This is a genomic window from Pedobacter sp. N36a, assembly GCF_014472395.1.
Classification (GTDB): Bacteria; Bacteroidota; Bacteroidia; order Sphingobacteriales; family Sphingobacteriaceae; genus Pedobacter.
In genome coordinates this window covers 1-395 of the sequence record NZ_JACSZW010000070.1, presented here as the reverse complement: position 1 = coordinate 395, position 395 = coordinate 1, and the positions used below count along the sequence as shown (strand labels likewise).

1 protein-coding gene is annotated in these 395 nt (G+C 58.0%); it reads right to left on the bottom strand.

Annotation, left to right across the window (positions count from 1 at the left end):
* Positions 1–234, bottom strand: a 234-nt coding sequence (locus H9X96_RS22560; protein WP_187668439.1) for a conjugal transfer protein, incomplete at its 3' end; no start/stop codon positions are given.
* Between the last annotated feature and the right edge of the window lie 161 nt (positions 235–395).

Here is a 395-nt window from a genome sequence, read left to right as displayed (position 1 = left end):
GTCATAGACCATCAGGATTTGGTTCCACCCCGGCTCCTTGTTGGTCCGCCAACGCAGCGCCATGTGAACCACCATGCCGAGCGCGAGGAATCCACAGATAAACTGCCAACCCGCCCGGTAGGTGATGTAGACCAGCACTGCGGTGAGCGTGCCGTTGGCAATGGCGAAGCCACGCACGACACTACCGATCATGCGAGGCAGTGACAGCGAGCGACTAACCTTGTGCTGGCGCATGGTTAGACGAACGTGCAGTACGTGGCGGAGATGCCGAACTTCTGCAGCAGCGGGATACAAGCCGCTGCAATGCCGATACCGATACCAATCGTCGAGACGAATTTGACGATGGTGGATTCGGACTGCGCGATGGCGATTGCACCGATCACGATCACAATCAC